This is a genomic window from Rhodococcus sp. no. 34 (assembly GCF_054589475.1).
Window position 1 is genome coordinate 608,089 of record NZ_BAAILK010000041.1, and the last position, 25,056, is coordinate 633,144.

The window sequence follows — 25,056 nt, forward strand, 5'->3', positions numbered from 1 at the left end:
CGGACAATCACATCAGCCGTAGACCCGGTGTCGACAGATGTCGTGTTTCAACGCGCAGGCAAAGGACTCCCGTGCTGGATGACAAGCGACTCCGGCATCCGCCGAGAGGCACCGCTCGAACGCTGGATGGGCGACACACGCACAACACCGGCTGACCGACACGCAGATGACATCATGCTGGCACACTGCACCGGCCCCACTCTCGATCTCGGCTGCGGCCCAGGAAGACTCACCGCAACTTTGACAGCGAGAGGGGTCAACGCTCTGGGCGTGGACACTTCCGAAACCGCAGTGGCGATGACCATCAGCCGCGGAGCACATGCGGTCAACCGAAACATCTTCGATCCGTTACCGCTCGTGGGGCATTGGGCGCACGTGCTGTTGGCTGACGGAAACATCGGCATCGACGGAGATCCACTACGGGTACTGCGCCGCGCGGCGACACTCCTCGCACAGGGCGGCGTCGTCATTGCCGAAGTGGAACCGCCGGCCGCCGCACATGGCATTCGGGTCGGAAAGATGAGGTGGGAAACCGACGTTCTACAAGGACATTGGTTCAGTTGGGCCACCGTCGGATTGGAAGCCGTCCCCGCGATCGCTGCCGACGCGGGACTGCGAGTTGCTCGCACGGTGGAGGTAGGCCATCGATGTTTTGTCTGGCTCACAGCATCGAGTCCGCAGTGATTCAGACGGGCGGCACACGCAACTTTCTCCTGCGCGATTTCATCGCTGCAGCACTGGCGCTGATGCTCGTCGTGGCAGCGTTTGTCGTGCCCCATCTCGGGTTGGGCTCGGTGACCCCGATCCTCGACAATACGACCGAGTCCTACAAGGATTTTTCCGACGCGAATCCGCTCTTCGGATTCGTCGACGCTCACCTCGGTTGGGGCACCCCGATCGCTCTCGTAGTGGCGGTAGCGGTCGTGATGTGGGGTCCGCGCGTCGCCGCAGCGCTCCCGTGGCGCCGTCTCGTCCTGAGCACCTGGGCAACCTCCGCGATCTGGGCGATGTCATTGGCGATGATCGACGGGTGGCAGCGCGGATTCGCCGGCCGGCTGACCTCACGCGATGAGTATCTGCACGAGGTGCCCGGGATCACGGATATTCCTTCCACCCTCGCCGGATTCAGCGATCGGATACTTGATTTCCAGCCCGACTCGTGGACGACACACGTCTCCGGCCACCCCCCGGCCGCGGTGCTGACTTTCGTGTGGCTCGACCGGATGGGGCTCGGAGGAGGGGTGTGGGCATCCGCGCTGTGTGTGGCGGTGGGCTCGAGTGCGGCGGCGGCGGTGATCGTCGCCGTGCGCGCGCTCGGGGACGAGACCATGGCACGCCGCGCGGCTCCTTTTCTGGCTTTGTCGCCCGCGGCGATCTGGTTGGCGGTCTCGGCAGATGCACTGTTCGCCGGAGTGGCCGCGTGGGGTATCGCTTTGTTGGCCGTCGCCGCACGCGGAAGCGGCCGGCGCTGGTTCCTGTCGTCGGTTGCGGCAGGCGTCCTGCTCGGGTGGGGTGTCTACCTGAACTACGGGCTCGCCCTGATGGCGGTTCCTGCCGTCGCCGTACTTGTGGTCAGTCGCACGGCCAGGCCTCTGATCGGCGCCTCGATGGGAGCCCTCGCTGTGGCGGGTGTGTTCACCGCTTACGGGTTCTGGTGGTTCGACGGCTACTTCCTCGTCCAAGAGCGCTACTACCAAGGCATCGCATCTTCGCGGCCGTTCGCCTACTGGGGATGGGCGAATTTCGCCTCACTGATCTGCGCGGTGGGCCTTGCCTCCGCCGCGGCGCTGCCACGGGTTCTGACGTGGTCGAAACTTCGTGCCCTCTCCCCGGTCAACGTGATGGCACTCGCCGGCCTACTTGCGGTGATCGTCGCCGACCTCAGCGCACTGAGCAAAGCCGAAACAGAACGCATTTGGCTGCCTTTCCAAATGTGGATCCTGACAGCGCCCGCGCTTTTGCCACGCCAGACACACCGATTCTGGTTGGCCGTACAAGCAAGCACCGCGTTGGCGATCAACCACCTCGTCCTCACCAACTGGTGACGCGAATAACCCCGCGAGACCCTGGACAACAACACACTTAAGGACACACGATGACGAAGATCAGCGATCACGACCTCCCCTTTGCAGACATCGCAGTGATCGGAGGCAGCGGCTTCTATTCCTTCTTCGACACAGACTCGATCGACGTCAAACCAGCCACGCCGTACGGAACCCCTAGCGCCCCAATCACGGTCGGAGACGTCGAAGGACGCAGAGTCGCCTTCCTACCGCGACACGGACGCAACCACGAATTCTCTCCGCACACCGTTCCGTACCGCGCGAACATGTGGGCGCTGCGAATGCTCGGAGTCAGAAAGATTTTCGCGCCGTGCGCCGTCGGCAGCTTGACCGCAGACCTCGGGCCCGGCGCAGTGGTGGTGCCCGACCAACTCGTGGATCGGACCAGCGGCCGCGCACAGACGTTCTTCGACAACGGTGGCGTGCACGTCCAATTCGCCGACCCTTACTGCCCTCAACTGCGTAGCGCAGCACTGCAACCCGACACAATCGACGGTGGCGTGATGGTGGTCGTCGAAGGCCCACGCTTTTCCACCCGCGCAGAAAGCCAATGGTATGCCCGCCAAGGATGGACGTTGGTGAACATGACCGGACACCCCGAAGCGGTACTGGCGCGTGAGCTCGAGCAGTGCTACGTCGCCATCGGACTCGTCACCGATCTCGACGCCGGCATCGACGCCGGTGACGGGGTGCGTGCCATCGATGTATTCGCCGAGTTCGAGCGCAACCTCGGGCCATTCAAAAAGCTGGTCAGAGCCTCGATCAGTGCCGCCCCCGACGGGGCGTGCGAGAGCTGCCGAGTTCACGACGGAGTCACACTCCCCATCGAACTGCCGACGCGATGAGGGTGCTGTTGACCGGCGCAGCCGGCTTCATCGGAGGACATATCCGCACCGCCCTCGCAGCGCGGGGGCACGAGGTGGTTGCCGTCGACGCGCTGCTGCCCTCCGCTCACGGCTCCGCACCCCGAACACCTCAGGGGATCAACGTCGTCGACGTACGATCCGCCGATGCCATGATTGACGTGCTCCGGGGGATTGATGTGGTCTGTCATCAGGCTGCGGTCGTGGGAGCCGGCATCGATGCCGACGACGCCCCGGCCTACGCCAGTCACAACGATTTCGGAACCGCCGTCCTCCTGGCCGCGATGCACCGAACAGACTGCACGCGATTGGTTCTCGGTTCCTCGATGGTTGTTTACGGTGACGGCCGCTACCGCAACGCCGCCGGTGTGACGGTGATTCCGCCAGCACGCACACGGCAGGATCTGGACGCGGGCATGTTCGACAATCGCGACCCGGTCACCGGACAACCATTGACCTGGGAAGCGGTCGACGAAGACGCTCCTCTCCGGCCCCGAAGCACCTATGCAGCAAGCAAACTCGCCCAGGAGAACTACGCTCTCGCCTGGGCATTGTCGACAGGCGGCTCGGTCACCGCCTTGCGCTATCACAATGTCTACGGAGAATTCATGCCGCGCAACACCCCGTACTCCGGAGTCGCCGCCATGTTTCGCTCGTCCCTCGAGTCCGGTCAGACACCGCAAGTATTCGAGGACGGCAAGCAAACGAGGGACTTCGTCGAGGTTCGTGACGTGGCGGGCGCCAATGTCGCTGCCATCGAGGCACAGCTGCCCGGCTTCGGTGCCTTCAACATCTGCTCCGGACAGCCGATCACCATCGGTGACGTCGCTAACGTGCTCTCCGAAGCCTGCGGAGGGCCGCCCCCTGCGATCACAGGTAACTACAGGGCCGGAGATGTCCGGCATGTTGTGGCCAGCCCTGTGCGCGCCGAGAGTGAGCTGGGTTTTCGGGCGAGCATCATGCCGGCCAACGGACTTCGCGATTTCGCGACGATGGCGTTACGAGACTGCGAGATTGCGGGGCCTCCACATGTCTGAGGCTGCCGCAATCGACCCGGCCGACGTCACCGTCGTCATTCCATGCCTGGACGAGGCCGGGTCGCTTCCCGGCGTGCTCGCCCTTATACCTCACGGCTACACGGTGATAGTGGTGGACAACAACTCCACCGACGGAAGCGCCGAGGTCGCACGTGCCCACGGTGCCAGTGTGATGCGCCAGCCGGAGCCCGGCTACGGCTCAGCTGTCCACACCGGAATCATGGCCACTACCACTCCCGTGGTGTGCGTACTCGACGGCGACGGTTCGATGGATCCACGGGAACTGCCTGCAATGATCGCAGACCTGACCGGATCCGACCTCGTCGTAGGACGACGTATCCCACAACGCGGGTGCCGGTGGCCGCTCCACGCGCGATGGGGAAACGCGCTCGTCGCCGCGCGACTGCGCACGAAATATCAATTACCCGTGCACGACATCGGAGCTGTCCGAGTGACTCGAACACGATCGCTGATCGATCTCGAAGTGACCGATCGCCGATCCGGCTACCCGCTCGAGCTTCTCGTCCTGGCGGCGAAGGCGGGCTGGACCGTCACCGAGCGCAACGTCGCCTACCGGAGCCGCACCGCCGGCCACTCGAAAGTGTCCGGATCACCGTTGGGCACGATCCGAGCGATTCGCGACTTCTGGAAGGTGATCGGATGATTACTACACCGAACCACGACGACTTCGCCGTTCTGGTGGTGGCGAAGGCACCGGTACCAGGGCTGGCGAAGACGCGCCTGGCGGCAGACGTCGGTGATCGCGCCGCTGCCGAAATCGCTGCCGCCGCTCTGCTCGACACATTGCGTGTCGTCGCGGCAGTCCCAGCACGAAACCGGATCGTCGCGATCACCGGCGACCTCGCCGACGCGGTGCGAGGCGACGACGTTCGAGATGCACTGAAGGACTTCATCGTCATCGAGCAACGCGGACACGATCTCGGTCACCGTCTCGCTCACGCGCACTCTGATACCGCTGCCATCGTCAGCGGACCGATAGTCCAGATCGGCATGGACACACCGCAATTGACACCGCAGCTGCTGCTGCACGCGGGAAGAGCGCTGCAATGCAGTTCTCCCACAGCAGTACTCGGAATGGCCGAGGATGGCGGCTGGTGGGTGCTCGGCGTACAGAACGCAGTCGTTGCCGCTGCCATTGCAACCGTCCCCACTTCGCGGCCGGACACCGGCGAGCGAACCAGAGCAGCGCTGAGAGACATCGGAGTACGGGTATTGCCTGTGGCGACGCTGCGCGATGTCGATTACCTGGCCGATCTTCGCGCTGTTGCGGCCCGCTGCTCACCGACAAGCCAATTCCGCAGGGCCGTACACTCGCTCAACCACGGAAGCTCTGCCTAACCCTCGACGACAAAGGTGAACGACATGGCACGTGAATACACGGTATCCGACAACATCGTGATCGAAGAAGCGCCCTCGACCCTGTACGACCTCATCAGTGATCCGACGCGCATGGGCACGTGGAGTCCGGAAAATCTGGGAGCATCCATGCATATACGCCGGGCCAAAGCGTACCCAGGAATGGGATTCGACGGCCACAACAAACGTGGGCGCGCGCGGTGGACCACGCAGTGCACAGTGACCGCGGCGGAAAGCGGACGACTGTTCGAATTTCGAGTACACAAGATCGGCATGTCCAGGCCCCGAATTCCCGCAGCCATCGCAACGTGGCGATACCGGTTCGAGCCGGTCGCCGGCGGGACGCGGGTCACGGAGACATGGATCGACGACCGGCGAGCATGGCCCGATTTCGCGGCAAACATGTTCGACAAGATCGCCACAGGAGGCAAGACTTTCGCCGACTTTCAACGTGCGAACATCAAGAAAACCCTCGAAAACATCAAACGCGACATCGAACGAGGACCACACACCCGCTGACCACTACTCGCGAGGGACATGCGCACCCGAAAATACTCGTCGTAGCCCGAGGAACCGCACGATCGTGGCAATCACGTTCGCGGCAATCAAAACTGACACCTCCAGCGTCCGAGAAGGTTCTGCTGTTCGGGAATGCAGCACCAACAGTGCGCCGCTGGTCACCACCAATCCCAGAGCGAAGACGACCAGTCCTTGCAGATACTGCCTGATGATTCCTGCGGTACCACGAATCCCGAATGTGAATCGCCGATTCACCGCTGTATTCGCTATCGCAGAGATCAAAAGCGCCAATACATTCGCGAGTTGCGATGCGCAGTAAACACGGAGGATCAGGAAGAGCAGCAGATACACGCCAGCACTTGCGCCACCAACCAGGTAGAAACTAAACAGCTGGCTACGGAAGAGGTTCCGTGCTCGCGTACGCCAGGTCTCGTGCATCCCGACAGAACTTGTCCCACGCTTTCGGCTATCGACCATCACGCCAACCATATGACGGCAACCGGCCGCTGTGTCGGCTGTTTCGACCCACCGGCAGGTTCTATGGTCACCATCAGAGCATCGACGCCCTCGATCCCCGTGATCACTCGTCGGTCGTCCAATCGGCCTGCATCAACGGTCGAGGGTTCCGCTGTCGAGACCAGCCACAACTGAAATTCCGACCCTCCACGCACCACATCTTCGAGTCCGTGTACCTCCACCGTCACTGATCGAAGTAGATCCGACACAGTCGCTGCGATGGTTCCGCCGCCGACGACGTCAGTGCTCATCAACCGTGCGTCCGGAGCTGCCACAATTTGTGCCGAACTCGGAATCTCGCCCTCGAGATCGAATGCGAACGCCCCGCCAACTCCGCCGAGGATGACGATCGCCACCGCCACCATCGCAGCCGCCTTTGTCGGGAAGTCCCTGCGTATCGGTTGTGCACATTCACCGCTGTACCGACTTGAATGCCGATGCCGCAACACCCGCGCAAGCAACCGTCGACGCAAACGTGGTGGAGGATCGACGGCAGTCGTTGCTGCGAGGAATTCCATCGTCGACCTCACCGCAGCGACCTCACGTAAGAAATCGTCTCTCCGAACGGAATCAGCCAGATCGAGCCACCGCTCGATCTGTAGTCTCTCGTCGTGCGAGACTGCGTCGAGCGCATAGAGACTGGCTAGAAGGTCTGTGGCGAAGAGGAATTCGGCGTCCTCATCCATTGCACGAATCCGAGTGCAGCGCAGTACACGACAGCGCGGGGAGTGACCAACTCGCCCCGTGTCGCCGATCAGGACGAGTTTTGAGCGAATCGCTGCATCGCCCGCACGGTCCTCGATCAAGTACCACCAGAGCACCTCCTAGTAACTCGAGATGGATGCAGATAATGCTGCTGAATGGCATTCGTTGCCGACGACGCTGTGGATGGCCAAGCACATAAGGCTTTTCGCAAAGAAACCGTCTCGAAGCGATCAATTCGTGGGCCCTCCCGACCAGGTTCACGCGGACCGACGCACCGTACGCCGACGCCGAGGACACCGGATGTGGTTCTACTTCCAGTATCGAAGTCGGCAGCTGTGAAGGCTCTGAGAATGGATCGCACGACCAAGGGCTCGGCTCCTCTCAGGGCGTTTTCAGCATCGTGTCTCTACGGTCGGATCTGTGAGTGAGACGACGAGATCTGAAGCCGCCCCGACCGGGCGAGCGATGCTGAGTAAGGTCCCCGAGATCACGGTCTGGTTCTGGATCATCAAGATCCTGTGCACGACTGTCGGCGAGAGTTTCGCCGACTGGATCAACATGACCTTGGGTCTAGGTCTGAACGCGACCGCCCTCATTTTCACGGTAGTACTTGCCGTTGTCCTGGTGTGGCAGTTGCGTCTGAACCGCTACGTACCGTTCGTCTACTGGCTGGCGGTTGTGGTGCTCAGCGTCGCCGGCACCCTCTACACCGACATCCTGACCGACGATCTGGGTGTGCCGCTCGCGGTGAGTACGAGCGTCTTCGCCGCGGCCCTGGCTGTGGTCTTCGGTGTCTGGTTCGCCCGTGAGGGAACCTTGTCGATTCACAGCATCGTCTCGCCGGCGCGCGAGTTGTTCTACTGGCTCGCCGTTCTGGTCACATTCGCCCTCGGCACCGCCGCGGGCGATTGGACACTCGAGATCACCGGATGGGGGCCAGGCATCTCGGTCCTGCTGCCTGCCGGGTTGATCGTCTTGATCGTGATCGGCTGGCGGCTGGGCGCGAACGCGGTGCTCTCCTTCTGGCTCGCGTACGTGCTGACTCGCCCGCTCGGCGCCAACCTCGGCGACTGGGTTGCGTCCTCGTCCACCGATCGTGGTCTCGGTGCAGGTACGGCTCTCACCAGCGCAATCTTCCTCCTCGCGATTGTGGCGACGGTCGTCTACCTCACGATGACCCGCCGCGACGTCGTCACCGAGCCCGAACTCCCACGCCCTCCGGCCGGCACACCGCATCAAGGTCGCGAGCGGATCATGCTCGGCTATTACGCCGCAGTCGCCGTCGCTGCCGCCGCACTGCTCGTCTGGGCCTCCGCACAGCCGCACGAGGCCCTGGCGGGCGAAGAGGAAACCGGCACGGCGGCGGCGAGCGCGACCCTCACGCCAGGGCAGGCCAGCGCCGTGTTCCCGTCCACAGACATCGCCAACTTTCGCACCATCACGCAGGACACGCTGACAAAGGTACAAGCCGGTGACCACACCGGCGCGGTTGCACGGATCAAAGATCTCGAAACCGCTTGGGACGACGACGAAACATCCCTGCGCCCCCTCGACGCAACCGTTTGGTTCGCACTCGACGGCCGGATCGACAGCGTCCTCAAAGCGGTCCGGGCCAGCACACCCGATCCGGCTAACGAAACCCGAACTCTCACCGCACTATCGACCGAACTCCAGTAGACAACCACGCGCGTAACCCACCGTGTCAGGATTGTTGTTTCGTAGGGCTTTCGCAGTCGAGAACTCGTCCCCACGGATCATGATGAAGTCATGGCCCGACTTCGAGATACCGGCAGCCAACTCGTCCGCGATCGTCGATTTTCCGGAAGCCTCGATTCCCGAGATCCCGACAAAAGTGCGTCCGGCCCGATCTTCGTGGCGGCGTACGACGTGCTCGACGAGAGAACCCGAATCACCCGCGCCGAAGGCCTTCTGGCGATTCACACCCGAGCAGCCTTGACCTCGTCGAAGAACGCGATGACGGCTGCCTCGTTCTCCGGCGGAACGGTCAGCGATGCCCGTGGACCCGCTACCGCGATGGAGTCGTCGGCGAGCCTGTTCCCGATGGTGAGTTTCAGTCCCGACTTCGACGGTTTCGCCTTCACCGCAATGTGTTCGACATGCCAACGAGCCACTTCGCTCGTGCTCGCGGCGGTGCGGTCGAAGACCTCCACCGTGCGGTGGTCGAGGACCATGACGATGTTGGTCCCGACGGGGACTTCCAGATAGCGCCGTTCCGCCACGGTGTACGCCTTTCGGTTAGGTGAAACCGACGCTACACACCGTGGCGGAACTCAGCGTGTCAAAACCTCAGCTGTTCAAAACTTCAGCGGGACGAACTTCCTGCATCCACTGGCAGGGCGACCGACGTGATGTAGCGAGCCTCGTCGGAAGACAGGAACAGAGCAGCGTTCGCTACGTCCACCGGTTCGATCCACGGAATGGCGAGCATGTTCATCGTCATCGCTGCGGCAGCAAATTCCTCGCGCGTCGGGTTCTCGAGATCGGGGCGGAACTTGCCGCGCACCAACGGGTTTTGAATCATGAGGGTGTCGACGTTGGTGGGATGAACCGTATTGACGCGTACGTTGTGCGGAGCCAGTTCCTTTGCCAACGAACGCATCAGACCAACGACTCCATGCTTGGCTGCGGTGTAGTGCGCAACTCCGACCAGCCCCCGAAGTCCGGCGATGGAGCTTGTGAGTGTCATCGATCCCCCGCCCCGCTCGATCAAGTGCGGAGCCGCGACGGTCGTGGTGTGCCACACGCCGGTCAGGTTCACGTCCAGCATGGTCTGCCAAATCGTTTCCGACATGGTCAGGGCCCCGTCAGAGGACGTGATACCAGCTGTAGCGCAGACGATGTCGAGACCACCGAGCGTTTCGACGGCCGAGTCCACCGCACTGCGTAGTGCCTCGAGATCCCGAACGTCCACTACCGCAGATTCGACCTTTCGCCCCAGCGCCCGGATCTGCGCCACGGTCTCATCGAGATCGGCCTCCGTCGCGGGCGGCGTGACTGTGGTTTCCACCGAGGTGCACACGTCGACCGCGATGATGTCCGCGCCCTCTTCGGCAAAACGCACGGCCTGAGCCCGCCCGATTCCTCGTGCCGCACCCGTGATCAGCGCGATCTTGCCTTCCAATCGAGAAGTCATCAATTCACACTTTCTGGGTCAGGCCGGCGTCGACAACCAACTGACAGCCGGTCATGTAGCGGGACTCCGCGGATGCGAGAAACAGGACCGCATTGCTGACGTCCACCGGATCCACCCAGGGAACGGGAAGCAAGTTGCGAGCGCTGAGCACTGCAGCAGCGTCTGCTTCGGTGGGATTCTCGATGTCCGGGCACAGGTTCGCGAACACTCGCTCGTTGATGATCATCGGGGTACGTACCGAACCCGGATGCACGGAGTTGACGCGGATACTCTGCGCCCCCAACTCGTTGGCCAGCGTTCTGGCCAGGCCCACCACGGCGTGCTTGGCTGCGCTGTAATGACCTGCTCCGGCAATGCCTTTGATTCCCGCTGTCGAGCTCACCAGAACGACGGATCCACCGTCGCCGAAGTGCGGAACACAGGCCTTGACGGTGTGCCACGCCCCGGTCAGATTGACGTCCAGCGAGCGGTTCCACACTGCAGGATCGATGGTCCACGACGGCCCCGGCGTGTCGTACACACCTGCATTCGCGACCACGACGTCCAACCCGCCGAGTTCGGTAACGCACTCGGCCACGACGTCGGCCAGGCCGTCGAAGTCCCGAATATCCGCCACACCGGTGACCGCGATACCGCCTCGATCACGCACTGCCTGAGCGGTTTCCGCCAACCCCGATTGTGCCTGTTCGACATCCAACGCGATCACGGACGCGCCTTCTTCGGCGAGCCGCTCACAGTGTGAGCGTCCCATTCCTCCGGCAGCACCCGTTACGAGCACCCGCTTGCCCTCCAGCCGGCTCATGCGTGCACCGCGCTGTTCAGCTCGAAGCCTCGGTATCCCGCTGCTGCCACGTCTGCACAGATGTCCGAGTAGACACCGAAGCCTCCGATGAAGGGCATGAATATCCTCGGCTTTCCCGGGATGTTGGCTCCCATGTACCAGGAGTTGGCGGATGGGAACAATGTTGCCGACGCCCAGCGTGAGCACTCCTCGAGCCAGTTGTCCACGGCTTCGGCACTCGGCTCGATGGTGTCGATGCCCGCCGAATCGAGGTGGTTGATCGCGTCGGCGATCCAGTCGACGTGCTGTTCGGCAGCGAGAATCATGTTGGACAGCACACTCGGGCTACCCGGCCCGGTGACGATGAACAGATTCGGGAAGCCGTGCACTCCCAAACCAAGATAGGTTCTCGGACCCGCATGCCAGTTCTCTCGCAAGGTCTCGCCGTTGCGGCCGCGGATCTCGATGCGATCGAGTGCCCCGGTCATCGCATCGAAACCGGTGGCGAACACCAATGCGTCGAGTTCGTAGTGCGAGTTGGTCGTCTTGATCCCGGCCTCGTCGATTGCCTCGATCGGTGCGCTCTTGAGATCGACCAGGCTCACGTTGTCACGGTTGTAGCTCTGGTAGTAGTCGGTGTCCGTGACGATCCGCTTGGTCCCGATGGGGTGGTCGTTCGGGATCAGTAGGTCGGCGATGGCCTGATCTTCGACCACCGATCTGATCTTGGCCTCGGCAAATGCGGCCGCCGTCGCGTTGGCGGCGATGTTGCTGGTCTGGTCTGCGAAGGTCTTGGCGAACAGAACACCGCCGAGCTTCCACCGCTCCTCGTAGGCCGCGTTCCTCTCGGCCTCGGACACCTCGAGCGCGCTGCGAGGATCCGAAACGAACGGAGATCCACCGCCACTGCGCTTGGACAGCGCTCGACGCTCGGCGTAGTCGGCCTTGATCTCTGCGCGTCGCTTGTCATCGAGAGGCGTGTTTCCCGCCGGCACACTGTAATTCGCGGACCGCTGGAACACGAAGAGGTGATCGGCCTGCTCGGCGATCAACGGAACGGACTGGATGCCCGACGATCCGGTACCGATCACTCCCACTCGCTTGCCGGTGAAATCGACGCCGTCGTGCGGCCAGAAGCCGGTGTGGAAGACCTCACCGCCGAAAGTCTCGCGACCTGCAATGTTCGGAACGTTCGCGGTCGAGAGGCTGCCAGTGGCGCACACCACGAACCGCGAGGTGACGTCATGACCACCGTCGGTGTGGACTCGCCACGTCGACGAGTCCTCGTCGAACTGTGCGCTCAGGACACGGGTATCGAAAGTAAACCCACTGCGTAGGTCGAAGCGATCGGCAACGTGATCGAGGTAGGACAGGATCTCCGGTTGCGCGGCATACTTCTCGCTCCAGTCCCAATCCTGTTGCAACTCTTCGGAGAACGAGTAGGAGTAGTCGAAACTCTCGACATCGCAGCGTGCGCCCGGGTAGCGGTTGAAGTACCACGTGCCGCCCACTCCGGAGCCCGCCTCGAAGCCGTGGACACGCAGCCCCTGCTCGCGAAGTCGGTGCATGGCGTACATGCCGGCGACGCCGGCGCCGATGACTACGACGTCGAGTGGTGCGGTGGAGAAGTCAGGATCGGTCATGGTGGCCACGCTACGAGTGGGTTGGTTGGTAGAGGAACGGGTTCTCCCGCTGGGTGGGCTACGGCAGTGGAGAGCGTTGGTGTCCACCGATCGGGGGACAGCGATGTCGTCCAGCACTCGGACCCGTAGGTGGACAGACCCGAAGGGATTTCGGGGCCATAGTTGTCTCATCACAGAAACACACGGTCACCGAGACCGACAAATCGAGGAGAACATGATGAGCACCAACACAATTCGACCCGAAGCATTTTCCTTCTCCGGCCTCAGCATGGCAGCTCTGGTTGCCCGCGCCGCCGGTGCGAACACGGTGAAGTCGATGACCGACACATCCGTCACGACGGCGATGATCAGCAATTCGGGTCGCGGGGCCCTGTATCTGGTCGACGCGTCCAACCCGAACGGCGACTGGATCGTCCCGCCGGCCGACTACATCCTCCCGAACATGAACGTGAACGTTGTGGCCACGAGCAAGAACCAGAACGATTTCCCCGTCGTGCTCACGTACCGCTCCGACGACGGTGGAGTTTTTGTCTTCAGCGCCACCAACTCGAAGACCAGGGCGGATGCCGGCGGTACGTACGCCCCCGACAGCCACGACGTCACGGTGACGATGACCTCGGGCTACCCGGCCATGAACGTCACGTACGTGCTCCGGTGACGCTTGCTCACTCCAACAATCCCTGCCGCATCGCAGCGGCGACGGCGGCGCCTCGATCGTTGACTCCGAGTTTCTCGTAGAGGCGCTGCACGTGGGTTTTGACGGTGGAGGGCGCAAGAAAGAGTTGTGAGGCGATGGCCGGGATGCTGGCGCCCTGCGCGATCAATCCGAGAACCTCACGTTCGCGGGCGCTGAGCGTCGGACCGGACGGTTCACTACGACGCCGAACCTCTCCTACCAATCCGGCGGCGATACTGGGCGGCAACACATCTCGTCCTGCAGCACAGTCGAGCACGGCGCTCACGATCTCGGCGCGAGTGGATTCCTTCGGCAGGAATCCGGCAGCACCGGCTTGCAAAGCCTGGTACACGACAGACGATTCGTCGTGAGCACTGAGCAGTAGCACCCGCGTCGGAAGCTCGTCTCGAACCACTGCGGCGGCGACCTGAGTTCCATCCAGGTGCGGCATCCGGAAGTCGAGCAGCGCGACCTGCGGGCGTAGTTCGCGGATCATTGCGAGCGCTGCTGCGCCGTCGTCGGCCTCGCCCAGGACGTCGATGCCGTCACTGCCGGTCAGAGCCCGAACCACGCCCTCACGGAACAGTGGGTGGTCGTCGCCGACCACCACGGAAACCTTGCCGGCCAGCGGCTTCGTGCCTTCGCGCATTGCTCACTTTCTCACGCCCGTACCAGCAATGCGAGCACTTACGCCTCCCCCGATCGGGGGACAAGAGATTCAACCCCGCCACGGCCCCGTCGGCGGACATACAGCAGCACTCCTTCGCGACAAGATTGATTCATCGCCGAGAACGGCAACCACACACCATCCCAGGAGCAGACATCATGCGTACCAACACCACTCGCTTCGTAGCAGTCACCGCAATCGCCCTCGCTGTCGGCGGAACCGCACTGGGAACCGCAGCGATCGCCAACGCCGGCACCATGCCCACCGACGGCCCGACGGTTGCCATGACCATCACCAACAACACCGACAACCCGATGCTGCTGGACAGCGCGTCCAACCCCTACGGACAGTGGATCAACGGCCCCCGCTCCTACCTGGCCCCGCACACCACCGAGATCGTCACCGCCTACAGCAGCGATCCCCGCGGTATCGGTGTCGACGTCACCTACAACGTCGCCGACGGCGTCCAGACGGTCATGGCTGCCAACAACTACGTCGGCAACCCCACCCTCGACGGGACTCGCATCATCGGCGACCCGACGCACGTCATCCTCACCGACTACATGGCCACCGGCTACCCCACGATGAACGCCTCCTACGACGTCTTCACGCAGAACTGAACCAAGCGTTGATGCAACCACGAACTTGATCCGCTACGGCCCACGACCCGGTATCCGCATGGATGTCGGGACGTGGTGTGCGCTGACCAGCTCAGACGCGTTCGACCAACACGCAGCGGGCGCCACTGAAGATCGTGGGCATGCACTTGTTGCAGTGGATGCACAGTGAATGGGTATCGGATTCGGCCGCGATCCGATTGATCAGATCCGGTTCTCTGAGCAGCGCCCGTGCCATGGCGACGAACTCGAACCCTTCCGCCATTGCGGTATCCATGCCCGCTTTGTCCGTGACACCCCCGAGCAGCACGAGCGGCAACTTCACCGCAGCACGAATCTGCCGAGCCTCTTCCAGCATGAACAACGGCTTGTACGGATAGGTATGCAACATGCTCTTCCCCACCAACTGCACACCGAGTCGAACAGGTTGCGGCATCGCGGCGGCGAACTCGCGGATCGGCGCATCGCCCTTGAACAGGTACATCGGGTTGAGCAGTGAACTGCCCATCGTCAACTCGAGCGCGTCGACGCTTCCGGATGCTTCGAGCCACTGCGCCACCTGGATTGCTTCGTCCACCCAGAATCCGCCTGGCACACCGTCGTCCATGTTCAGCTTGGCCAAGATCGCGATCTTGTCACCGACGGCATCGCGCACACTGCGTGCAGTTTCGAGTACGACGCGAGCCCGGTTCTCCAGCGATCCGCCGTAGGAGTCCTTACGACGGTTGAGTTTCGGGCTCAGGAACGAGCTCGCGAAATAGTTGTGACCGAAGTGGATCTCGACGGCGTCGAATCCTGCCTCGACGGCAAGTCGCGCAGCGCTCCCGTGCGCCGCCGCAATTCTGGTGATGTCCGCTGTCGTGGCAGTGCGAATCATCCTCATGCTCAACGGATTGAACGAACTCGACGGTGCCAGCGCGGGCAGTCCGGTCGACTTCTGATTCGCCACGGGACCGGCATGGCCGAGCTGCGCCGACGCAGCAGCACCTTCGGCGTGAATGGCATCGGTGAGCCGCCGAAGCCCGGGGAGGGCATCGGGCCGCATCCAGAGCTGGCCGTATTCGGTGCGCCCTTCCGGTGCGACGGCGCAATACGCGACGGTGGACATCCCGACTCCGCCGGCGGCTGGGCGACGATGGAACTCGATCAGCTCGTCGGTGACCAGGGCGTCGGGAGTTTTGCCTTCGAATGTCGCGGACTTGATGATTCGATTTCGAAGGGTCACCGGGCCGAGCTTCGCCGGGGCGAGCACGTCGGGAGCAGTGGTCATCGAGTTTGCCTCTCGCGGGAGTTGTTTGCAGGACGGTAGATCGATGGCCCCGAGCCGGCTAGGGCCCGTGCCACGGAGCGGGAAACGGCTTCAGCCCGGCCGAGGTGGCCGGGCTGAAGCCGTCATTGCCGTTCAGACGCGTCCGAAATACGCATCCTTGAGCACTGCCAGGTCGTCGATGTCCTTGGCATCGGCGTCGAGAACCACCTTGCCGATGTCCAGGACCGTCACATGATCGGCGACGCTCATCGCGGCCTCGACTGCCTGCTCGACCAGCAGAACAGCCAGGCCGGTTTCCTTGAGTTGTTGGACGCGGTCCATCACCTCACCGACGATCACGGGAGCGAGACCGCCCGAAGGTTCGTCGAGAAGGAGCAACCTCGGCTGCGCCATCAGCGCTGCGCCGATCGCGAGCATCTGCTGCTGACCGCCCGACATGGAACCGGCGGGAAGCGAACGCTTCTCCCCCAGGATCGGGAACATCTCGTACATCGATTCGACGGATTCCATAAGCTCGCCGCGCTTTGCCTTGCGGGTGTACCCGCCCAGCAGGAGGTTCTGCTCGACGGTCTGCTTGTGGAAGACCCGCTTGCCCTCCTGCACGTACGCCATCCCCTGTCGTACCCGTTTGTGCGCGGGGACTCCGGTGATGTCGGCGCCGTCCATCTCGACGGTTCCGGAGGCCACCTTGTTGAGGCCGGACAGGGCACGGAGCGTGCTCGTCTTGCCTGCGCCGTTGCGTCCGAGCAGGGCGGTCACCTGACCGGGATAGACGTCGAACGAGACATCCCAGACGACGCGCAGATCGCCGTACCCGGTCTGCAAGTTTCGGACCTTCAGAATCGGTTCCATCACTTCACCTCACTGGTCTGATGGTCTACCGCGCCGATTTCTTCGAGAAGTGCTTCTTCGTCACCGGACTTGACTCCGAGGTACTCGCTCAAGACGCGTGGGTGATGTTCGATGGTTGCCGCATCGCCGGTCGCGATCACCTGCCCTTGCGCCAGCACGACTATCTCGTCGGCCAGCGAGAGGACGAGGCGGAAGTTGTGCTCCACCAACACCACTGTCGCCCCGGCATCTCGCAGTACCCGGATCAGATCTGCCAGGCGTTCGAGTTCGTCCTCGTCGAGTCCGGATGCCACCTCGTCGAAGAGGACGACCCTCGGTTCGGCGATGACGGCGCGAGCAACCTCGAGCATGCGACGCATCCCCAGGGGCAGCGACGTCGCGATCTCGTTGCGCAAGTGCGACATCCCCACGAGTTCGAGGACACGCTCGGCCTCGACGATGTCGGCCTTCGCGATCCTGCGGAAGCTGGGCAGGCGAAGCACAGCCGACGCCATCGACGCTCGGTGCACCGAATAACGTCCGGATGCAACAGCTTCCAGAACCGTGATGTTTTCCGGAATCGTCGGAGTTTGGAACGTGCGCGCCACACCCACGCGCGCCACCTTGTGCGGCGACGACTGCGAGACCACCGTGTCACCGATCGTGATCACGCCCGCATCTGCGGTGTAGAAGCCGCAGATCATGTTGAGCATGGTCGTCTTACCCGAACCGTTGGGCCCGATCAACGCGGTGACCTTACCGGCCTCTGCGGTCAGGGTTGCCGCATTGAGCGCCTGGTTGCCACCGAACGCTTTGGACACTCCGTCGACCGCCAACCGTGCTCCGTTGATCGGCGCCAGTTCCGGTGTCCCACCGCTGTTTTCCTTTGCAGTGACTACGCCCAGGCCGGCCTTGCGATCGAGTTTCGAGACGATCGCTCGCCCGACCTTGGTCAAACCCCCGGAGAGAAGCACACCGCCGACGATCAGGAAGCCGCCGTAGAAGATCAGCGAATACTCCTGGAACGCCGTCGACTGGTTGGGACCGAGCTGCATGATCGCGGCACCGACCACGGCGCCGTACACACTTGCCGCACCGCCGAGGATCGACGCCGCCAGAACTGCTGTGGCAAAGGTGAACCCGAAGGCTTCCGGCGAGATGAACAGGTCGGTGTTGGCGAACAGCGCACCCGCCAGACCGGCGGGGAACGCACCGATGGCATAACCGAGCAGCTTCATCCGGAACACCGATACACCCTGCGACGACGCCAGAACCGGCGACTGCTTGAGCGTGCGGAACGCGATGCCGTGCCGCGAGACCACCAGGTTACGCATCACCGCGAACCAGAGCACGGTCACGACGACGACCACCATGTAGTACTGCTGGGTGTCGAGTTCGGAACCGAAGAACGTCGGCGGCTCCATACCGGTGAGGCCGTTTCGGCCGCCGGTCTTGCCACCGAAGATCGCCAGTACGTCCGGTACCAGCAGAACCAGGAAGAACGACGTCATCGCCAGGGACCAGTTGCCCAGGCGCAGACCGGGAACACCGGTCAGGATTCCGACCGCCAGTGCCACTGCTCCGGAGGCAGCAAGCTGAAGCAGAATGTCGGTGTGACCTGCCTGGGACATCAGACCCGCGGTGTAGGCACCGGCCGCGTACATCGCTGCCTGGCCGAGTGCCAGTTCACCGGCAAAGCCGAGGCTCAAGTTCAGGCCACTGACCACAAGTGCCAGGATGCAGGCCAATTGAATCTGACGTGATGTCGACAGGTCGAGTCCCATCACGGGCAGCAGCAGGATCACCACGGCCAGGACGAGTGGGATGATCCAGCTCGGTAGGGAACGGAAAGTCCGCCACGCACTTACCATCTCACACCACCCGTTCTCGGACATTGCCGAACAGTCCAGCCGGTTTGACCATCAAGATGACGATCAGCACCGTGAAGACGGCGATATTGCTGTACTGACTTCCCGCCCATAGGGCGGTGAACGATTCCACCAGGCCGACGGTCAGACCGCCGATCAAAGCGCCAGGCAGAGAGCCGAACCCGCCGATCGCCAACGCCACGAATCCCTTGAGGGCCAACGCTGCACCCAACGTCGCAACTGCAAACGTCTTGGGGCCGACGAAGAGTCCGAGGACACCGGCCAAGGCACCCGAGAAGGCAAACGCTCCCAGTGCCAACCGTCGTACGTTGACTCCTCGCAGCATCGCCGCTTCACGATCCTCGGAGATGCCGATCAGAGCCAGACCCGTCATCGTTTTCTTCGAGACGTAACTCAACCCGACGACCAGTGCGATCGCCGCAACCAGCAGAGCGATCTCGACCGGGTAGGTACGGCCGCCGAGCAGGGTGATCGGTTCGTTCGATCCGAAGAACGGAACCGTGAGAGGTTCACTACCCCAGATCAATTGAGTGGCGCCGTTGAGCAGAGTTGCGACACCCAACGTCGTGACCAACTGGTTCTGGTGATCGGCCACCGGTCTGATCGCGACGATCTCCTCGACCGAGGCGAGGAGCATCACGGTCACGGTAGCCATGACGGCCACCACGAGAACGGGGAGTTTCAGGGTCACCAGACCCGTGTAGGCGACAAAGGTGCCCACCATCATCAGCTGAGCTTGAGCGAAGTTGAATGTGTTGGAGGAAACGAAAACGATGTTGTACCCGATGGCAACCAGCACGTAGACCGCGCCGAGCGCCAATCCGGACCACAGAATGGTCATGACGCAGCCGGGTTTCCGAACTGACCGTTGAGGATCTTCGTCGGGCTGATGAACTTCAGCTCACTGGTATCAGGGTTCGGGCCGTGGTTGTCAGAGCTGAAGTTGTAGCGCGAGAGGAATGCGGTCTTGGCATTCTCCTGAACCTCTGCGGTTTCCAGTGCTTCGGCGAGCTTCTTCGGATCGGTCGAACTGCCGACCTTCTCCGCTGCCGCCGCGACGAGGGGGAATGCGTCGTAGTTGTCCGCGAGGATCAGCGTCGACGGGATGGAGCCCAGCGACGCCATCGTGTCCACCATCGTGTTGACGAGCGCGTTGTTCGGATCGAACACCGTGCTGGTGAACACCTGCGTCACCAGGTTCTTCACCTGCGGGGTGCCGAGCACACCGGCCGGCGGATCATTCGCGATCAGGTTGGTGGCAGACACCGAGGTGTTTCCGACCAGCGGCACGTCCCAGCCGAGTCGCTCGAGGCTTTGCAACACGTATCCGAGAGGAGCGCCGTACGCATCCAAGGCGATTGCCGCGGCACCCGAATTCTTGAGCGACTGCAACTGCGCCGTCATGTCCAAGGCGGCGGCGTCGTACTCCTCGTTACCGGCGGCCTTCAGACCTGCGGATTGCAAAGCACTGGTCATTTCTTCGCCGAACAGCTCACCGTAAGCGGTGCTGCCGTGCAGGACTCCGACGCTGCTGTACCCCTTGGACTTCGCGTACTCGGAAATTCCGCGAGCGGTATCGGTCGCACCTGGAGCCAGATCGAAGTTGAGCGGGAACTTCGAGGGGTCCGTCGAATCGGGCGAGGGAGCCATGCTCATCGAGAGAATGTTGTTCTGCTTGAGGATCGGCAGAACCGCAGCCGCGATCGACGAAGGACCCGAGTTCAGGTAGAGGTCAGGCTTGTTACCCGAATTGATGGCTTCGCGCAGCTTGGTGACGGCGATGGTTGCATCACCCGCGTCGTCCACCGTAGTGAGCTCGATCTGACGGCCTCCGATCCCCCCGGCTTCGTTCTGGACCTGAACGCCGGCCTTGGTGGCGAGCAGCGAGGTCTGCGAGTTAGCCGCGAGAACTCCCTGCGCACTGATCCCGCCGGTCAGCAGCACACGGTAGGGCGAGTCCGCGCCACCTTCGGACTCCGAAGAACCACTACACCCCGCGAGAGCCAGAGCCGTCACGGCAACTGCCGCAACAAGAATGGGCCGACGATTCATGTCTGCACTCCTAGAACACATGTATGCACCGAACGTCAGGCGAATACCTGACGAAAGAAGGATCGGCCGGTGGGAACGCCTGATTTCGAACACCAGCCAACCAAGCATCCGCTTGATGATCTAGCAAGCAGTTGCTTGGGTTGGAGCATAGAATGTGATCTGGATAACGTCAAACGCACTCAAGAGGAATCATGGAAGCGGACGCTATGCATACTCCGGCGGCCTCGACAGTCCGATTCCCGCTGGGTGGAAACGCCAAAACGGCCCCACGCCCTGCGGGATTCGATGAGGTGAATCCGAGCAGGGCGTGGAGCCGTTTGCGTGAAGGTCTGAACTATCTCTGGTTTCGTGGCTTCCAAACCACCAACGCGTTGTTGCGTGGAATCGGCACGAGGTCCCGGCGATAGCCCGCATGGACTTTCGCGATTTCCTCGGCCAGTTCGCGGACGCGATGCTGCAGAGCCTCGACCTGGTTGGTCAGTTCGATGATCCGTTTGATTCCGGCAAGGTTGACTCCCTCGTCCTGTGAAAGCCGTTGCACTTCACGCAGAAGCGCAACATCACGCGGGGAGTAGCGTCGTCCGCCGCCGGTGGTTCGGTGAGGGGTGACCAAACCGAGTCGATCGTAGTTACGCAAGGTCTGCGCATGCATTCCGGCCAACTCGGCTGCCACCGAGATCACGAAGATCTGGGCGTCAGGATCGACCGTCGCATCCCATTGATTCTGCGGTCGTTCGGTCATCATGCACCGGCCCACCCGGCCCGTGGATCGAACCCGCTCGCCTTCTCGGCTTCGAGATAGGTTTTCAGCGCTTCGATCGCCGGGTCATCCAACTTCTGCGGGACGGATACCTTGACGGTCACCAGGAGGTCGCCTGCCCCGTCGGGACGCTTGGGGATGCCGCGTCCGCGAACTCGCAGAATGCGTCCGTCCACCGTTCCAGCCGGAACCTTCACTCCGACACGGCCGTCCAAGGTCGGCACGGACAGTGTCGTGCCCAGCACCAGCTCGCCGTAGCTCACCGGAACCGTCAGTGTCAGGTCGTCGCCGTTGCGTCCGAAGACACTGTCCGGCTTGACGCGAATGTTGACGAACAGGTCGCCGGCCGGAGCGCCGCGGAGTCCCGCTTCGCCCTTGCCCTTGAGTCTGATCTTCTGACCGTCGCTCACACCGGCAGGCACGCGAACCGTGATGGTCCGTGTGCGATTGGTGACGCCGCTACCGTGGCAGTCTTCACACGGCGAGTCGATGATCGAGCCGGTTCCCCGGCAGTCGTCACACGGCTCACTGAATCCGAAGGCGCCCTGGTTGCGGCTGACCACGCCGGTTCCGTTGCAATGCGGGCACACTCGCGGGCTGGTGCCCGGCTTTGCGCCGCTGCCGTGACACGTGGTGCACGACGTAGGGCTGGTCAGACGAAGAGGGACAGTGACACCGAGCGCTGCTTCACGGAAGGCGAGCGTCGTCTCGGTCTCGAGATCCTTGCCTCGACGCGGGCGGTTGGGCGCAGCTGTTCGCTGGCCCGCTCCCCCGCGGTTGAACAATCCGCCGAAGATGTCTCCGAGACCCGAGTCCTGCCCACCGGCCCCGCCGCCGAACAGGTCGTTGATGTCGAAACCACCAGCGCCGGGGTTGAATCCGCCACCGCCCTGAGCGCGGGGGCCGAAGCCGCCGCTGGCAAAGAGGCGCCGAGCCTCGTCGTACTCCTTGCGCTTGTCCGGATCAGACAGAACGGCATGAGCTTCACTGACGGACTTGAAACGCTCTTCGGCCTTCGCATCGTCAGGGTTGGCGTCGGGATGAAGATCCCGAGCCAGCTTGCGATACGCCTTCTTGATTTCGTCGGCCGTCGCGGTGGACGAGACGCCCAGCTCCTTGTAGAAGTCCTTCTCGATCCACTCCCGTTGACTCACTGGGCGTCTCCTCCTCTCACTCTTACTTCGCTTCTTGTTCTGAACCGTCTGCAGGCTTGTCGCCTACCCGGTCCGTCACGGCCACCATTGCGGTCCGAAGGACCCGGTCGCCGAGCTTGTATCCCTTGCGCATGACCGTCCCGAGTACCGGGTCGTGGCCTTCGCCTTCATGTTGCACCGCTTCGTGGAGTGCGGGATCGAAATCGTCACCCTCGCTGCCGAAGTCGGTCAAACCCAGACCCGTCAGGGTCGTGTTGAGTTTGTCTGCGAGTGCACGCAGTGGACCCGATTCGAGGTCACCGTGTGCCCGAGCGCGATCCAGGTCGTCGAGAATTCCGATGAGCTCGGTGATGACCGAAGCCCGCGCGGTTTCCTTGATGACCTGCTTGTCACGCTCGACGCGACGACGGTAGTTGGTGAACTCCGCCTGAAGTCGCTGCAGATCCGCAGTCCGTTCGGCGAGCTGATCGGTGGCGGATGCTTCCTCCACGATCGACTCTGCTTCCTGAACTACCCCTGTGTCTTCCGAGTCGAGCGGCGGCAGGGATTCCCCCGCCGCCTCTCCCTGTGCACCGGTCTCGGGGTCGACCGGGTTGTTCTCGGGGTTGTCCGAGGTCACTTCTTGTCCGAGTCGGTGGGCTCGTCGACAACCTCGGCGTCGACGACGTCGTCGTCATTGCCTGCGCCGTCGGTGTTTCCGGCCTCGTTTGCAGCGGAAGCCTCGTAGATGGCCTGGCCCAGAGCCTGCGACTCGGTGCCCAGCTTCTCCACTGCGGTCTTCACTGCAGCGATGTCGGTGCCTGCCAGGGCGTCGTTGACGTCCTTGACCGCTGCCTCGACCTTGGTCAGGATCTCCTCGGAGACCTTGCCCGCGTTCTCACCTTCACGCTGCTCCTTGACGAACTTCTCCGTCTGGTGGACCAGCGACTCGGCCTGGTTGCGGACCTCTGCCTCTTCGCGACGGGCCTTGTCTTCCTCGGCGTGAGCCTCGGCGTCCTTGACCATGCGCTCGATCTCTTCCTTGGACAGACCGGAGCCGTCCTGGATCTTGATCGTGTTTTCCTTGCCGGTGCCCTTGTCCTTCGCCGTCACGTGCACGATGCCGTTGGCGTCGATGTCGAACGTGACCTCGATCTGCGGAACGCCACGCGGGGCGGGCGGCAGATCGGTGAGCTCGAAGGAGCCGAGCAGCTTGTTGTGCGAAGCGATTTCGCGCTCACCCTGGAAGACCTGGATCTGCACCGAGGGCTGATTGTCGTCAGCCGTGGTGAAGGTCTCGGAACGCTTCGTGGGGATGGTGGTGTTGCGCTCGATGAGCTTGGTCATCACGCCACCCTTGGTTTCGATACCGAGGGAAAGCGGCGTGACGTCGAGGAGCAGAACGTCCTTGACCTCGCCCTTGAGCACGCCGGCCTGGAGTGCGGCGCCGACGGCGACGACCTCGTCCGGGTTGACACCCTTGTTGGGCTCACGGCCACCGGTCAGTTCACGAACCAGATCGGAGACGGCCGGCATACGGGTGGAGCCACCGACGAGCACGACATGGTCGATGTCCTTGACGGCGATTCCGCTGTCCTTGATCACTGCCTGGAACGGCGCACGGGTGCGATCGAGCAGGTCGGAGGTGATCTTCTGGAACTCGCTGCGGGAGAGCTGCTCGTCCAGGAAGAGCGGGTTCTTGTCCGCGTCGACCGTGATGTACGGGAGGTTGATGGAGGTGCTCTGCGAGCTGGAGAGCTCGATCTTCGCCTTCTCCGCAGCCTCACGCAGACGCTGCAGGGCCATCTTGTCCTTGGTCAGATCGATGCCGTTCTGAGCCTTGAACTTGTCGACCAGCCAAGCGACGACGCGCTCGTCCCAGTCGTCGCCACCGAGGTGGTTGTCACCGGAGGTTGCACGAACCTCGACGACGCCGTCGCCGATTTCGAGCAGGGAGACGTCGAAGGTGCCGCCACCGAGGTCGAAGACCAGGATGGTCTGCTCGGTGTCGCCCTTGTCCAGTCCGTATGCCAGTGCAGCCGCGGTGGGCTCGTTGACGATACGAAGGACGTTGAGGCCGGCGATCTGGCCGGCTTCCTTGGTTGCCTGACGCTGCGCGTCCTCGAAGTACGCGGGGACGGTGATGACGGCGTCGGTGATGTCTTCGCCGAGGTAAGCCTCCGCGTCACGCTTGAGCTTCATGAGCGTGCGGGCGCTGATTTCCTGCGGCGTGTACTTCTTGCCGTCGATTTCCACGTTCCAGTCAGTGCCGATGTGGCGCTTGACGGAGCGGAGGGTGCGGTCGACGTTCGTGACTGCCTGGTTCTTCGCGGGCTGACCGACGAGAACCTCGCCGTTCTTGGCAAATGCGACCACCGAGGGGGTGGTACGTGAGCCTTCGGCGTTGGCGACCACTACGGGCTCGCCGCCCTCCAGCACTGCAACTACCGAGTTGGTCGTACCGAGATCGATACCGACTGCACGAGCCATAGTGTTCCTACCT

The 25,056-nt window shown here is 62.7% G+C and carries 27 protein-coding genes; 10 read left to right on the plus strand and 17 right to left on the minus strand.

The features are described 5' to 3' along the window. Positions 1 to 78 precede the first annotated feature (78 nt). From ACYP01_RS20295 to ACYP01_RS20325, 7 genes are read left to right on the plus strand one after another with little or no spacing between them, the layout of a single operon-like run. The gene (locus tag ACYP01_RS20295) at positions 79 to 684 is read left to right on the plus strand and encodes a methyltransferase domain-containing protein (RefSeq protein ID WP_397525076.1); all 606 of its coding nucleotides are present in this window, start codon (positions 79 to 81) and stop codon (positions 682 to 684) included. Beyond that, a complete protein-coding gene (locus ACYP01_RS20300; RefSeq protein WP_459681992.1) occupies positions 648 to 2,045 on the plus strand; it encodes a hypothetical protein in 1,398 nt (465 codons plus the stop codon). The genes ACYP01_RS20295 and ACYP01_RS20300 overlap by 37 nt, the downstream gene beginning before the upstream one ends. A gap of 50 nt (positions 2,046 to 2,095) precedes the next feature. Next, positions 2,096 to 2,908, plus strand: coding sequence for an S-methyl-5'-thioadenosine phosphorylase (locus tag ACYP01_RS20305; protein WP_459681995.1), 813 nt, complete (start codon positions 2,096 to 2,098; stop codon positions 2,906 to 2,908). Further along, positions 2,905 to 3,963, plus strand: a complete 1,059-nt coding sequence (locus ACYP01_RS20310) for an NAD-dependent epimerase/dehydratase family protein (protein WP_459681997.1) — start codon at positions 2,905 to 2,907, stop codon at positions 3,961 to 3,963. The genes ACYP01_RS20305 and ACYP01_RS20310 overlap by 4 nt, the downstream gene beginning before the upstream one ends. Beyond that, complete coding sequence (locus ACYP01_RS20315) at positions 3,956 to 4,627, plus strand: glycosyltransferase family 2 protein (RefSeq protein ID WP_397525072.1); 672 nt, start codon at positions 3,956 to 3,958, stop codon at positions 4,625 to 4,627. Before ACYP01_RS20310 ends, ACYP01_RS20315 begins: the two co-directional genes overlap by 8 nt. After that, positions 4,624 to 5,322 carry a TIGR04282 family arsenosugar biosynthesis glycosyltransferase gene (locus ACYP01_RS20320; RefSeq protein ID WP_459682000.1) on the plus strand — a complete coding sequence of 233 codons (699 nt, stop codon included), beginning with the start codon at positions 4,624 to 4,626 and terminating at the stop codon, positions 5,320 to 5,322. The genes ACYP01_RS20315 and ACYP01_RS20320 overlap by 4 nt, the downstream gene beginning before the upstream one ends. A gap of 24 nt (positions 5,323 to 5,346) precedes the next feature. Beyond that, positions 5,347 to 5,859, plus strand: coding sequence for an SRPBCC family protein (locus tag ACYP01_RS20325; RefSeq protein ID WP_459682003.1), 513 nt, complete (start codon positions 5,347 to 5,349; stop codon positions 5,857 to 5,859). Between the two features lie 3 nt (positions 5,860 to 5,862). On the opposite strand, the gene ACYP01_RS20330 is transcribed toward ACYP01_RS20325, so the two are convergent. After that, positions 5,863 to 6,348, minus strand: coding sequence for a GtrA family protein (locus tag ACYP01_RS20330; protein WP_459682005.1), 486 nt, complete (start codon positions 6,346 to 6,348; stop codon positions 5,863 to 5,865). Continuing rightward, the gene (locus ACYP01_RS20335; RefSeq protein ID WP_459682007.1) at positions 6,336 to 7,061 is read right to left on the minus strand and encodes an anti-sigma factor; all 726 of its coding nucleotides are present in this window, start codon (positions 7,059 to 7,061) and stop codon (positions 6,336 to 6,338) included. Before ACYP01_RS20335 ends, ACYP01_RS20330 begins: the two co-directional genes overlap by 13 nt. A 439-nt stretch (positions 7,062 to 7,500) precedes the next feature. Here ACYP01_RS20335 and ACYP01_RS20340 point away from each other — a divergent pair, with 439 nt between their 5' ends. Then, positions 7,501 to 8,757 (plus strand): COG4705 family protein, encoded by a 1,257-nt coding sequence (locus ACYP01_RS20340; RefSeq protein ID WP_459682009.1) that lies wholly within the window; start codon positions 7,501 to 7,503, stop codon positions 8,755 to 8,757. Here the strand turns inward: ACYP01_RS20340 and ACYP01_RS20345 are convergent. The 5 genes from ACYP01_RS20345 to ACYP01_RS20365 all read right to left on the minus strand — a co-directional run bounded on the left by ACYP01_RS20345 (position 8,737) and on the right by ACYP01_RS20365 (position 12,658). After that, positions 8,737 to 9,021, minus strand: a complete 285-nt coding sequence (locus tag ACYP01_RS20345) for a hypothetical protein (RefSeq protein WP_459682011.1) — start codon at positions 9,019 to 9,021, stop codon at positions 8,737 to 8,739. The genes ACYP01_RS20340 and ACYP01_RS20345 overlap by 21 nt on opposite strands. After that, on the minus strand, positions 9,018 to 9,320 hold the full coding sequence (locus ACYP01_RS20350) for a hypothetical protein (RefSeq protein WP_003944394.1): 303 nt from the start codon (positions 9,318 to 9,320) through the stop codon (positions 9,018 to 9,020). The genes ACYP01_RS20345 and ACYP01_RS20350 overlap by 4 nt, the downstream gene beginning before the upstream one ends. Positions 9,321 to 9,403: 83 nt before the next feature. Then, positions 9,404 to 10,234, minus strand: coding sequence for a mycofactocin-coupled SDR family oxidoreductase (locus tag ACYP01_RS20355; RefSeq protein ID WP_459682014.1), 831 nt, complete (start codon positions 10,232 to 10,234; stop codon positions 9,404 to 9,406). A 4-nt stretch (positions 10,235 to 10,238) separates the two neighbouring features. After that, positions 10,239 to 11,036 (minus strand): mycofactocin-coupled SDR family oxidoreductase, encoded by a 798-nt coding sequence (locus ACYP01_RS20360; protein WP_459682016.1) that lies wholly within the window; start codon positions 11,034 to 11,036, stop codon positions 10,239 to 10,241. Beyond that, positions 11,033 to 12,658, minus strand: coding sequence for a flavin-containing monooxygenase (locus tag ACYP01_RS20365; protein ID WP_459682018.1), 1,626 nt, complete (start codon positions 12,656 to 12,658; stop codon positions 11,033 to 11,035). Before ACYP01_RS20365 ends, ACYP01_RS20360 begins: the two co-directional genes overlap by 4 nt. A 217-nt stretch (positions 12,659 to 12,875) precedes the next feature. Here ACYP01_RS20365 and ACYP01_RS20370 point away from each other — a divergent pair, with 217 nt between their 5' ends. Beyond that, on the plus strand, positions 12,876 to 13,316 hold the full coding sequence (locus ACYP01_RS20370; RefSeq protein ID WP_459682020.1) for a hypothetical protein: 441 nt from the start codon (positions 12,876 to 12,878) through the stop codon (positions 13,314 to 13,316). Between the two features lie 7 nt (positions 13,317 to 13,323). Here ACYP01_RS20370 and ACYP01_RS20375 read toward each other — a convergent pair whose 3' ends face one another. Beyond that, the gene (locus ACYP01_RS20375; RefSeq protein ID WP_058038556.1) at positions 13,324 to 13,983 is read right to left on the minus strand and encodes a response regulator; all 660 of its coding nucleotides are present in this window, start codon (positions 13,981 to 13,983) and stop codon (positions 13,324 to 13,326) included. 176 nt (positions 13,984 to 14,159) lie between these two features. Here ACYP01_RS20375 and ACYP01_RS20380 point away from each other — a divergent pair, with 176 nt between their 5' ends. Then, a complete protein-coding gene (locus ACYP01_RS20380; RefSeq protein WP_007726708.1) occupies positions 14,160 to 14,621 on the plus strand; it encodes a hypothetical protein in 462 nt (153 codons plus the stop codon). Between the two features lie 91 nt (positions 14,622 to 14,712). Here ACYP01_RS20380 and ACYP01_RS20385 read toward each other — a convergent pair whose 3' ends face one another. From ACYP01_RS20385 to dnaK, 9 genes are all read right to left on the minus strand, one after another. Then, positions 14,713 to 15,888 carry an NADH:flavin oxidoreductase gene (locus tag ACYP01_RS20385; RefSeq protein WP_387389593.1) on the minus strand — a complete coding sequence of 392 codons (1,176 nt, stop codon included), beginning with the start codon at positions 15,886 to 15,888 and terminating at the stop codon, positions 14,713 to 14,715. 132 nt (positions 15,889 to 16,020) lie between these two features. Next, positions 16,021 to 16,740 (minus strand): ABC transporter ATP-binding protein, encoded by a 720-nt coding sequence (locus tag ACYP01_RS20390; protein ID WP_003944438.1) that lies wholly within the window; start codon positions 16,738 to 16,740, stop codon positions 16,021 to 16,023. Next, a complete protein-coding gene (locus ACYP01_RS20395) occupies positions 16,740 to 18,590 on the minus strand; it encodes a branched-chain amino acid ABC transporter ATP-binding protein/permease (RefSeq protein WP_459682233.1) in 1,851 nt (616 codons plus the stop codon). Before ACYP01_RS20395 ends, ACYP01_RS20390 begins: the two co-directional genes overlap by 1 nt. Before the next feature lies 1 nt (position 18,591). Next, entirely contained in the window at positions 18,592 to 19,449 is an 858-nt protein-coding gene (locus tag ACYP01_RS20400) for a branched-chain amino acid ABC transporter permease (protein WP_007726703.1), read from the minus strand. After that, positions 19,446 to 20,660, minus strand: coding sequence for an ABC transporter substrate-binding protein (locus ACYP01_RS20405; protein WP_459682025.1), 1,215 nt, complete (start codon positions 20,658 to 20,660; stop codon positions 19,446 to 19,448). The genes ACYP01_RS20400 and ACYP01_RS20405 overlap by 4 nt, the downstream gene beginning before the upstream one ends. A 334-nt stretch (positions 20,661 to 20,994) precedes the next feature. Beyond that, entirely contained in the window at positions 20,995 to 21,405 is a 411-nt protein-coding gene (locus ACYP01_RS20410) for a heat shock protein transcriptional repressor HspR (protein WP_003944355.1), read from the minus strand. After that, positions 21,402 to 22,574: a molecular chaperone DnaJ gene (gene dnaJ, locus ACYP01_RS20415; RefSeq protein WP_260646956.1), complete on the minus strand. Its 1,173-nt coding sequence runs from the start codon at positions 22,572 to 22,574 to the stop codon at positions 21,402 to 21,404. Before dnaJ ends, ACYP01_RS20410 begins: the two co-directional genes overlap by 4 nt. Positions 22,575 to 22,596: 22 nt before the next feature. Further along, the gene (gene grpE / locus ACYP01_RS20420; RefSeq protein WP_003944430.1) at positions 22,597 to 23,193 is read right to left on the minus strand and encodes a nucleotide exchange factor GrpE; all 597 of its coding nucleotides are present in this window, start codon (positions 23,191 to 23,193) and stop codon (positions 22,597 to 22,599) included. After that, entirely contained in the window at positions 23,190 to 25,043 is a 1,854-nt protein-coding gene (gene dnaK / locus ACYP01_RS20425; protein ID WP_019749384.1) for a molecular chaperone DnaK, read from the minus strand. Before dnaK ends, grpE begins: the two co-directional genes overlap by 4 nt. Positions 25,044 to 25,056 lie beyond the last annotated feature (13 nt).

Bases quoted from the DNA above. Each gene is read 5' to 3' on its own strand.
- ACYP01_RS20310 (WP_459681997.1), top strand. From the start codon at position 2,905: ATGAGGGTGCTGTTGACCGGCGCAGCCGGCTTCATCGGAGGACATATC.
- ACYP01_RS20295 (WP_397525076.1), top strand. From the start codon at position 79: ATGACAAGCGACTCCGGCATCCGCCGAGAGGCACCGCTCGAACGCTGG.
- ACYP01_RS20305 (WP_459681995.1), top strand. From the start codon at position 2,096: ATGACGAAGATCAGCGATCACGACCTCCCCTTTGCAGACATCGCAGTG.
- ACYP01_RS20355 (WP_459682014.1), bottom strand. From the start codon at position 10,234: ATGACTTCTCGATTGGAAGGCAAGATCGCGCTGATCACGGGTGCGGCA.
- ACYP01_RS20370 (WP_459682020.1), top strand. From the start codon at position 12,876: ATGAGCACCAACACAATTCGACCCGAAGCATTTTCCTTCTCCGGCCTC.
- ACYP01_RS20365 (WP_459682018.1), bottom strand. From the start codon at position 12,658: ATGACCGATCCTGACTTCTCCACCGCACCACTCGACGTCGTAGTCATC.
- ACYP01_RS20405 (WP_459682025.1), bottom strand. From the start codon at position 20,660: ATGAATCGTCGGCCCATTCTTGTTGCGGCAGTTGCCGTGACGGCTCTG.
- ACYP01_RS20390 (WP_003944438.1), bottom strand. From the start codon at position 16,740: ATGGAACCGATTCTGAAGGTCCGAAACTTGCAGACCGGGTACGGCGAT.
- dnaK (WP_019749384.1), bottom strand. From the start codon at position 25,043: ATGGCTCGTGCAGTCGGTATCGATCTCGGTACGACCAACTCGGTAGTT.
- ACYP01_RS20300 (WP_459681992.1), top strand. From the start codon at position 648: ATGTTTTGTCTGGCTCACAGCATCGAGTCCGCAGTGATTCAGACGGGC.
- ACYP01_RS20330 (WP_459682005.1), bottom strand. From the start codon at position 6,348: ATGGTTGGCGTGATGGTCGATAGCCGAAAGCGTGGGACAAGTTCTGTC.
- ACYP01_RS20385 (WP_387389593.1), bottom strand. From the start codon at position 15,888: ATGACCACTGCTCCCGACGTGCTCGCCCCGGCGAAGCTCGGCCCGGTG.
- ACYP01_RS20315 (WP_397525072.1), top strand. From the start codon at position 3,956: ATGTCTGAGGCTGCCGCAATCGACCCGGCCGACGTCACCGTCGTCATT.
- ACYP01_RS20380 (WP_007726708.1), top strand. From the start codon at position 14,160: ATGCGTACCAACACCACTCGCTTCGTAGCAGTCACCGCAATCGCCCTC.
- ACYP01_RS20400 (WP_007726703.1), bottom strand. From the start codon at position 19,449: ATGACCATTCTGTGGTCCGGATTGGCGCTCGGCGCGGTCTACGTGCTG.
- ACYP01_RS20335 (WP_459682007.1), bottom strand. From the start codon at position 7,061: ATGGATGAGGACGCCGAATTCCTCTTCGCCACAGACCTTCTAGCCAGT.
- ACYP01_RS20375 (WP_058038556.1), bottom strand. From the start codon at position 13,983: ATGCGCGAAGGCACGAAGCCGCTGGCCGGCAAGGTTTCCGTGGTGGTC.
- ACYP01_RS20410 (WP_003944355.1), bottom strand. From the start codon at position 21,405: ATGATGACCGAACGACCGCAGAATCAATGGGATGCGACGGTCGATCCT.
- ACYP01_RS20395 (WP_459682233.1), bottom strand. From the start codon at position 18,590: ATGGTAAGTGCGTGGCGGACTTTCCGTTCCCTACCGAGCTGGATCATC.
- ACYP01_RS20325 (WP_459682003.1), top strand. From the start codon at position 5,347: ATGGCACGTGAATACACGGTATCCGACAACATCGTGATCGAAGAAGCG.
- ACYP01_RS20320 (WP_459682000.1), top strand. From the start codon at position 4,624: ATGATTACTACACCGAACCACGACGACTTCGCCGTTCTGGTGGTGGCG.
- ACYP01_RS20360 (WP_459682016.1), bottom strand. From the start codon at position 11,036: ATGAGCCGGCTGGAGGGCAAGCGGGTGCTCGTAACGGGTGCTGCCGGA.